The organism is Mesorhizobium sp. M7A.F.Ca.US.014.04.1.1 (assembly GCF_003998745.1).
Lineage (GTDB): Bacteria > Pseudomonadota > Alphaproteobacteria > Rhizobiales > Rhizobiaceae > Mesorhizobium > Mesorhizobium ciceri.
In genome coordinates this window covers 1-7484 of sequence record NZ_RZRW01000023.1, presented here as the reverse complement: position 1 = coordinate 7484, position 7484 = coordinate 1, and the positions used below count along the sequence as shown (strand labels likewise).

At 62.4% G+C, this 7484-nt stretch carries 6 protein-coding genes and 1 pseudogene; 6 read left to right on the top strand and 1 reads right to left on the bottom strand.

The features are described 5' to 3' along the window. The 4 genes and pseudogenes from EOA22_RS38590 to EOA22_RS03045 form a co-directional block, all read left to right on the top strand. Positions 1-127, top strand: a pseudogene (locus tag EOA22_RS38590) (sugar ABC transporter permease); the annotation flags it as partial. Next, positions 124-960, top strand: coding sequence for a carbohydrate ABC transporter permease (locus EOA22_RS03055; RefSeq protein WP_013530185.1), 837 nt, complete (start codon positions 124-126; stop codon positions 958-960). The pseudogene EOA22_RS38590 and the gene EOA22_RS03055, both read left to right, overlap by 4 nt. An 8-nt stretch (positions 961-968) precedes the next feature. Beyond that, positions 969-2063 carry a sn-glycerol-3-phosphate ABC transporter ATP-binding protein UgpC gene (gene ugpC / locus EOA22_RS03050; protein WP_024504772.1) on the top strand — a complete coding sequence of 365 codons (1095 nt, stop codon included), beginning with the start codon at positions 969-971 and terminating at the stop codon, positions 2061-2063. Between the two features lie 35 nt (positions 2064-2098). Beyond that, positions 2099-4126, top strand: a complete 2028-nt coding sequence (locus tag EOA22_RS03045) for an aldo/keto reductase (RefSeq protein WP_063170039.1) — start codon at positions 2099-2101, stop codon at positions 4124-4126. Positions 4127-4153: 27 nt separating this feature from the next. Here the strand turns inward: EOA22_RS03045 and EOA22_RS03040 are convergent, their stop codons facing one another. Next, on the bottom strand, positions 4154-5029 hold the full coding sequence (locus EOA22_RS03040) for an AraC family transcriptional regulator (protein ID WP_082826649.1): 876 nt from the start codon (positions 5027-5029) through the stop codon (positions 4154-4156). A gap of 247 nt (positions 5030-5276) precedes the next feature. Between EOA22_RS03040 and EOA22_RS03035 the strand changes: the two genes are divergently transcribed. Then, a complete protein-coding gene (locus EOA22_RS03035) occupies positions 5277-6743 on the top strand; it encodes an alpha-glucosidase/alpha-galactosidase (RefSeq protein WP_063170465.1) in 1467 nt (488 codons plus the stop codon). A gap of 148 nt (positions 6744-6891) precedes the next feature. Further along, the coding region (locus tag EOA22_RS03030; RefSeq protein ID WP_245478584.1) for an ABC transporter substrate-binding protein at positions 6892-7484 on the top strand (593 nt) is incomplete at its 3' end.

Genomic DNA, 7484 nt, shown 5'->3' with positions numbered 1-7484 from the left:
GCTGCTTTACCGCCAGGGCTTTCGGTCGCTCAACTTCGGCTACGCCTCGGCCGTCGCCTACACCATGGCCGGGCTGGCGATCGCCATCACGCTGGCGCAGCTGTGGCTGACGAGGGAACCGAAATGAGTTCGCGCTCCTCCGCCAGGCTGGGACGCAGCATCGCTCTGCATCTGTTCCTGACGCCGCTGGCGCTGATCTGGCTGTTTCCGCTGTGGATGATGGTGGTGTTCTCGACCATGCCCGACAACGGCATCTTCAGCCCCGGCATCGAGCTTTTGCCGCACGGCAATTTCATCGACAATTTCAACAATCTGCAGCGTGACACGAACTTCGTCGGCGCCATCGGCATTTCGGTCTCGGTGGCGGTGACCTACACCATCCTGTCGGTGCTGCTGACGTCGATGGCCGGCTGGGCGCTGGCCCGATACCAGTTCTTCGGCAAGGGCGCGGTCGTCGCCATCATACTGGGCACCATAACGCTGCCCTATGCGGTCGTGCTGATCCCGCAGTTCATCATGGTGGCGCGCGACTTCAAGCTCGCCAACACCTGGGTGGCGCTGATCGTTCCGCCGCTGTTCAATTCGCTCGGCGTGCTGTTCATGCGGCAGAGTTTTTCGATGATGCCGGACGACCTCTTCGATGCGGCGCGCGTCGAGGGCGTGAAGGAGTGGCGCATCTTCCTCTTTGTCGCGCTGCCTTTGGCGCGGCCGATGCTGGCCGCACTCGCCATCATCCTGTTCCTCGCCTCCTGGAACAATTATCTGTGGCCGCTTTTGATCAACAGCCAGCCTGGTTCGATGACGGCGCCGGTGGCGCTCGGCACGCTGATCGGCCTCACCAAGGTGTCATGGGGCGGCATCATGGCGGGCGCTGTAATGCTGACGGTGCCGATGCTGGTCGTCTTCGTGCTGCTGCAGCGCCATTTCATCGCCGGCATTGCCGCCGGCGCGGTCAAGTAAGGGGCAGCATGGCAACGGTCACGCTCACCAATGTCGTCAAGCGCTTCGGCGTCTTCGAGGTCGTCCATGGCGCCAGCATGGACATCAAGGACGGCGAGTTCGTCGTCTTCGTCGGCCCCTCCGGCTGCGGAAAATCGACGCTGCTCAGGATGATCGCCGGGCTCGAGGACATCAGCGGCGGCGAAATCGCCATCGGCGGCAAGGTGGTCAATGATGTCGAGGCGGCCGACCGCGGCATCGCCATGGTGTTCCAGTCCTACGCGCTGTATCCGCATATGAGCGTCGAACAGAACCTCTCTTTCGGCCTGCGCATGACCGGCAATCCAAAAGCCGACACCGAACGGCGGGTGAAGCGGGCGTCCGAGATCCTGCGCATCAGCGAATTGATGGACAGGCGCCCGAAAAAACTCTCAGGCGGCCAGCGCCAGCGCGTCGCCATCGGCCGCGCCATCGTACGCGAACCGCAGGTGTTTCTGTTCGATGAGCCGCTCTCCAATCTCGACGCCGAATTGCGCGTCCAGATGCGCGTCGAGATCTCCCGGCTCCATAAGGAACTGGGCACGACAATGATCTATGTCACCCACGACCAGACCGAGGCGATGACGCTCGCCGACAGGATCGTCGTGATGCGCGCCGGCCATATCGAGCAGATCGGCCGGCCACTCGATCTCTACGACAACCCCGACAATCAGTTCGTCGCCGGCTTTGTCGGCTCGCCGAAGATGAATTTCATCAAAGGCCGGGTTGTCGGGCACGATGCACCTGGCGTCGTGGTCGAACTGGCGGGCCAGGAGAAGACCCGCATCACGCTACCGCTGACTGGCACTGCGCCCGAAATAGGCAGCCCAAAAATCGGCAGCAAGGTCATTGTCGGTGTGCGGCCCGAACATTTCGGCAATGCCGGAGAAGGCGACGCCGACCTTGTGGTTGCCATCGACGTGATCGAGCACCTGGGCGGCACAAGTTTCCTCTATGCCAGAACGGCCAACGGTGACGACGTGGTGATCCAGCGCGACGCGGCAAAGGTCCCCGACACGTCCGAGATCACCGTTTCCATCCGCAAATCCTACCTGTTCGACGAAAAAGGACTGCGGCTGCGCTGACCGCCAGCCCTTTCCAGCCTTCAAGGAGAATGACAATGACCGCAACCACGCCCATTCGCTGGGGCATTCTCGGCCCGGGCAGCATCGCCCAGTCCTTTGCCGGTGGCGTGGCCGCTTCGGACACCGGCAAGCTGGTCGCCATCGGCGCACGCAATCCCGCCAAGCCGGGGCTTGCCGAGCGTTTTCCCGGTGCCCGTATCCTCGACGGCTACGACGCGCTGCTCGCCGACCCCGACATCGACGCCGTCTACATTTCGATACCGCATCCAGGCCATGCGCAATGGGCGATCAAGGCGGCCGAGGCCGGAAAGCATGTGCTGTGCGAAAAGCCGCTGGCGCTGACCGCCTTCGAGGCCGACGCCATGATGCATGCTGCGCGCAAGGCCGGCACATTCCTCGGCGAAGCCTTCATGTACCGGTTGCACCCGCAGACCAAGAAGCTGGTGGAGCTGATCAGGTCCGGCGTCATCGGCGAGATCAGGATGATCAAGTCGAGCTTCGGTTTCGCCATGCCGGGCTTCATGCCGCAGCACCGGCTCTATGCCAACGATCTCGCCGGCGGCGGTATTCTCGATGTCGGCGGCTATCCCGTCTCGATGGTCCGGCTGATTGCCGGTGCGGCCGTCGGAAAGCCCTTCAGCGAGCCAGACAAGGTGGTCGGCACCGCCCATCTGGGCCAGTCCGGCGTCGACGAATGGGCCTCCGCGCTGCTGCATTTCCCCGGCGGCATTGTCGCCGAAGTCTCCTGCAGCATCTCGCTCAACCAGGACAATGTGCTGCGCATCCTGGGCACAAGGGGCCGCATCGAAGTGCCGGACTTCTGGTTCGCCGGCGGCAACCGCGATGTCGGTCTCGGCCGGATAGACGTCATCGCCTCCGATGGTACGCGCCAGACCATCAGCGTCGACGAGAAGCGCCATGTCTATTCCTTCGAGGTCGACGCAGCCGGCGAGGCGATCCGCGCCGGCGGCCAAGAATTCGCCTGGCCGGGCATGGCGTGGGCGGAAAGCCTCGGCACCTTGCGTGTGCTGGACAAATGGCGGACGGCAGCCGGCCTCGAATACGGGATCGAGAAGGCCGAGCAGCGCACCAACACCATCTCCGGCCGGCCGCTACGGTCCGGCGGCACGGCGGTCGCCAAGCGCACCATTCCTGGCCTGTCGAAACCGGCATCGGTGGTGGCGCTCGGCTTCGAGGATTTCCGTACGTTTTCCTCAGGTTCGATCCTGCTCGATGCCTTTTTCGAGGCCGGCGGCAATCTCTTCGATACCGGCTATGTCTATGGCGGCGGCTATACCGAGAAGCTGCTTGGCGAATGGTTGAAAAACCGTGGCGTGCGCGCGCAATCGGTGGTCATCGCCAAGGGCGCGCACTCGCCGCTGTGCTATCCTGATGTGATCGGCAAGCAGCTCGACCAGACGCTCGAACGCCTGCAGACCGATCATGTCGATGTCTACTTCATGCACCGCGACAATCCGGATGTGCCGGTCGGCGAATTCGTCGATGCGATGGATCGCGAGGTCAAGGCCGGCCGCATCCGCGGCCCGTTCGGCGGTTCGAACTGGACGATGGAACGCATGGATGAGGCAATTGCCTACGCCGAACGCACCGGCAAGCAAAAGCCCGGTGCGCTGTCCAACAATTTCTCGCTGGCCGAAATGCTGGAGCCGATCTGGGCTGGCTGCGTCACGTCCTCCACGGATGCGTGGAAGGCCTGGCTGACATCCAGGAAGATGCCGAATTTCGCCTGGTCGAGCCAAGGGCGCGGCTTCTTCACCGATCGGGCGGGTCGCGACAAGCAAGACAATGAGGAGCTGGTGCGGGTCTGGTACTCCGAGCGGAATTTCGGCCGCCGCGACCGGGCGATCGAACTTGCCGCGAGACTGGGCAAGAGCCCGATCCATATTGCGCTGGCCTATGTGCTCGCTCAGCCCTTCCCCTCCATCCCGCTGATCGGGCCACGCACGCTGGATGAACTGGACGACAGCCTGCGCGCTCTCGACATCACGCTTTCGCAAGCCGATCTCGAATGGCTGGACGGCGGCAGCCTGCGCGCTGCCTAGTTGGCTGCCTGTTTAACCGTGGCGGCGTCAGGTCTCGTCATCGAACGCCCTGACGCCGCGCCTGGCCGGAGTCCGCAAATTCGCGTACATGCCTGTGGTGCGGAATTGGCTCGGTGTGATGCCGTAGCAGCGGCGGAAGACCTTTGAAAAATAGTTCGCTTCCTCGAAGCCGCACAGGATGGCGACCTCCTTCACCGGCAAAAAATCCGCTTTGGTCAGCAGCTTCGCCGCGCGTTGCAGGCGCTGCTGCAGCACGAACTCGGCCGGAGGCAGGCCTTCGCTCTCGGCGAAACAGCGTGAGAAATGGGCTCGGCTGAGGCCGCTGATCTGGACCAGGTCCGCCACCGGCAGCGGCTTGTCGAGATTGGCGTTGATGTGATCGATGACCGGCTGCATGGCGCTTAGTTTTTCGGCGAAGGCATGGGAACCGAAGACATCGTCATAGAGCGCCATCGCAGCCTCGTAGGCTATCGCGGAAGCAGCACCCGGCGAAGCGGCGCCTTTGATCAGGCGCAGGCTGCAATCGGCAAGATGATCGATTGTCGCCGGCTGCAGCCGAAATACAGGACCCGAGACGCTGAGGATCGACTTGTGGATGCGCAGCGCTTCCTCGCCGTTCATCGAAATCCAGAAATATTCCCAGCGCTCATCTCCAGCCAGCCAGTAACGGTGGTTGTGCGGCACCAGCACCAGCAATGTGTCGTTCTTCTGCAAGCGGTAGTTGCGGTTTTCGTAGCGCAGCCGGCCAGTCCCGCTGATCGTGTGCTGGAGCACGGTGAACGGTGTCTGACCGCGCTTGCGGCCGTCCCAGTCGTAGATTTCGTCCTCGCGCACTTCGTAGCCCGTGCTCGTCGGCATGGCGTGCAGGCGCTGGCGGCCGCGCGGCAGCGAGATCGTGCGCATGGACTGTCCGTGTTCTATCAAATCATGCAGCACAAAATTACCCCTGAAAGCATAATCCTTCTCTGGTCGCGCTCGCGAATAAGCGCATAATCCCCATCGAAAAGCGAGAGAGATCCGCAGTCAAGGAGCGGACAGGGAGGTTGGCGAGCCGGATTCCGGCTTGTCCTGCATACATGTCGCGGCATGTGGCTAGAGCCTCCCATTGTCATTCCTTGCCTGCAATTCGAAATGGAATGAGGTGCGGCTGATGAGTTTCAAAATCGCTATCATCGGTGCCGGCAGCGTCGGCTTCACCAAGAAATTGTTCACCGACATCCTGTGCGTGCCCGAATTCAAGGACATCGAATTCGCGCTGACCGACGTCAGCGAGCACAATCTTCAGATGATCAAGGCGATCCTCGACAGGATCGTCCAGGCAAACAGGTTGCCGACCACGGTGACGGCGACCACCGACCGCCGCAAGGCGCTCGAAGGCGCTCGCTACGTCATCAGCTGCGTGCGGGTCGGCGGCCTCGAAGCCTACGCCGACGATATCCGCATTCCCTTGAAATACGGCATCGACCAGTGCGTCGGCGATACGATCTGTGCCGGCGGCATTCTCTATGGCCAGCGCAACATTCCGGTGATCCTGGATTTCTGCAAGGACATACGCGAGGTCGCCGAGACGAACGTCAAATTCCTGAACTACGCCAACCCGATGGCGATGAACACCTGGGCGGCGATCGAATACGGCAAGGTCGACACTGTCGGGCTCTGTCACGGCGTCCAGCACGGCGCCGAGCAGATCGCCGAGGTGCTTGGCGCGAAGTCCACGCAGGAGCTCGACTATGTCTGTTCCGGCATCAACCACCAGACCTGGTTCATCGATCTGCGCCTCAACGGCCGCCCCATTGGCAAGGATGAACTGGTGGCCGCTTTCGAGGCGCATCCGGTCTATTCCAGGCAGGAGAAGCTGCGCATCGACGTCCTGAAGCGCTTCGGCGTCTATTCGACCGAAAGCAACGGTCATCTTTCCGAATATCTGCCCTGGTACCGCAAACGTCCCGACGAGATCACGCGCTGGATCGATATGTCCGACTGGATTCACGGCGAGACCGGCGGCTATCTCCGCTACTCCACCGAAACCCGCAACTGGTTCGAGACGGAATATCCGCAGTTCCTCGAAGCGGCGTCCAAGCCGATCGACCGCGAGAAACGCTCCAACGAGCATGCCAGCCACATATTGGAGGCGCTGGAGACCAACCGCGTCTATCGCGGCCACTTCAACGTCAAGAACAATGGGGTGATCACCAACCTGCCGCACGATGCCATCATCGAGTCGCCGGGCTTCGTCGACCGTTTCGGCATCAACATGGCCGCCGGCATCACGTTGCCGGAGGCTTGCGCCGCCACCTGCATCGCTTCGATCAACGTCCAGCGCATGTCGGTGCATGCCGCGATATCGGGCGACATCGATCTTCTGAAGCTCGCCGTGCTGCATGACCCGTTGGTCGGCGCGGTTTCGACGCCGGAGGAGGTCTGGCAGATGGTCGACGAAATGGTCGTCGCCCAGGCAGCCTGGCTGCCGCAATACGCCCATGCGGTTCCGGCCGCCAGGGAGCGGCTGTCGACATCCAAGGTGAAGACCCGCGAGTGGGCGGGCGCCGCACGGCGCAGCATTCGCTCGATCGAGGAATTGCGCGCCGAAAAAGCCGCGCTGAAGCAAGCCGGCTGAAACGGGCCGGCTGAAACGGGCCGGCTGGAAATTCATGCGGTGATGGTGGATCCATGGGAGGCGGATCCACTGCCACGAAGCCGTTTGAATTCGAGGAGAGGCGGAGCGGGTGCAAACGCTCCGGACCAACAAGAGGGAGAGAGAGACAGTGAGGAATTTACGCAATATCGGCCTTGCTGCCGGACTGGCGCTGAGCGTCTCGGTCTCGGCACTCAGTGCATACGCTTCCGAGCCGACGGTTCCGCCGGCGCCGACACCGTTTCCCGCCGAAGGCAAGATCAATTATGTCGCGCGCGACTCCATTCTGGAGTTCAAGGCGCTTCCCGAATATCACGAGCCCGACTGGGTCACCGAGAAATACGTCAAGACCGGCAAGCTTCCGCCGGTGAGAGACAGGCTGCCGAAGGAGCCGCTGGTCTTCAAGACGGGCAATATGCAAGACGGCATCGGCGTCTATGGCGATACGATGCGCCACGTCATCGGAGGGCGGCCGGAAGGCTGGAACTACGGCGCCGGTCAGACGCAAGGCTGGGGCGGCATCGACATCGGCCTCTCCGAATGCCTGACGCGCACCGCCCCGCTGTTCCAGGTCGAGGCCAAGGACACCGAGCCGCTGCCGAACCTGGCCAGGAGCTGGGATTGGTCGAGCGATGGCCACAAGCTGACCATGCACCTCATCGAAGGCGCGAAGTGGTCGGACGGCGTGCCGTTCAATGCCGACGACGTCATGTTCTACTGGGA

Coding starts and splice junctions, on each gene's coding strand:
- EOA22_RS03055 (WP_013530185.1), top strand. CDS start 124: ATGAGTTCGCGCTCCTCCGCCAGGCTGGGACGCAGCATCGCTCTGCAT.
- ugpC (WP_024504772.1), top strand. CDS start 969: ATGGCAACGGTCACGCTCACCAATGTCGTCAAGCGCTTCGGCGTCTTC.
- EOA22_RS03045 (WP_063170039.1), top strand. CDS start 2,099: ATGACCGCAACCACGCCCATTCGCTGGGGCATTCTCGGCCCGGGCAGC.
- EOA22_RS03040 (WP_082826649.1), bottom strand. CDS start 5,029: ATGCGCACGATCTCGCTGCCGCGCGGCCGCCAGCGCCTGCACGCCATG.
- EOA22_RS03035 (WP_063170465.1), top strand. CDS start 5,277: ATGAGTTTCAAAATCGCTATCATCGGTGCCGGCAGCGTCGGCTTCACC.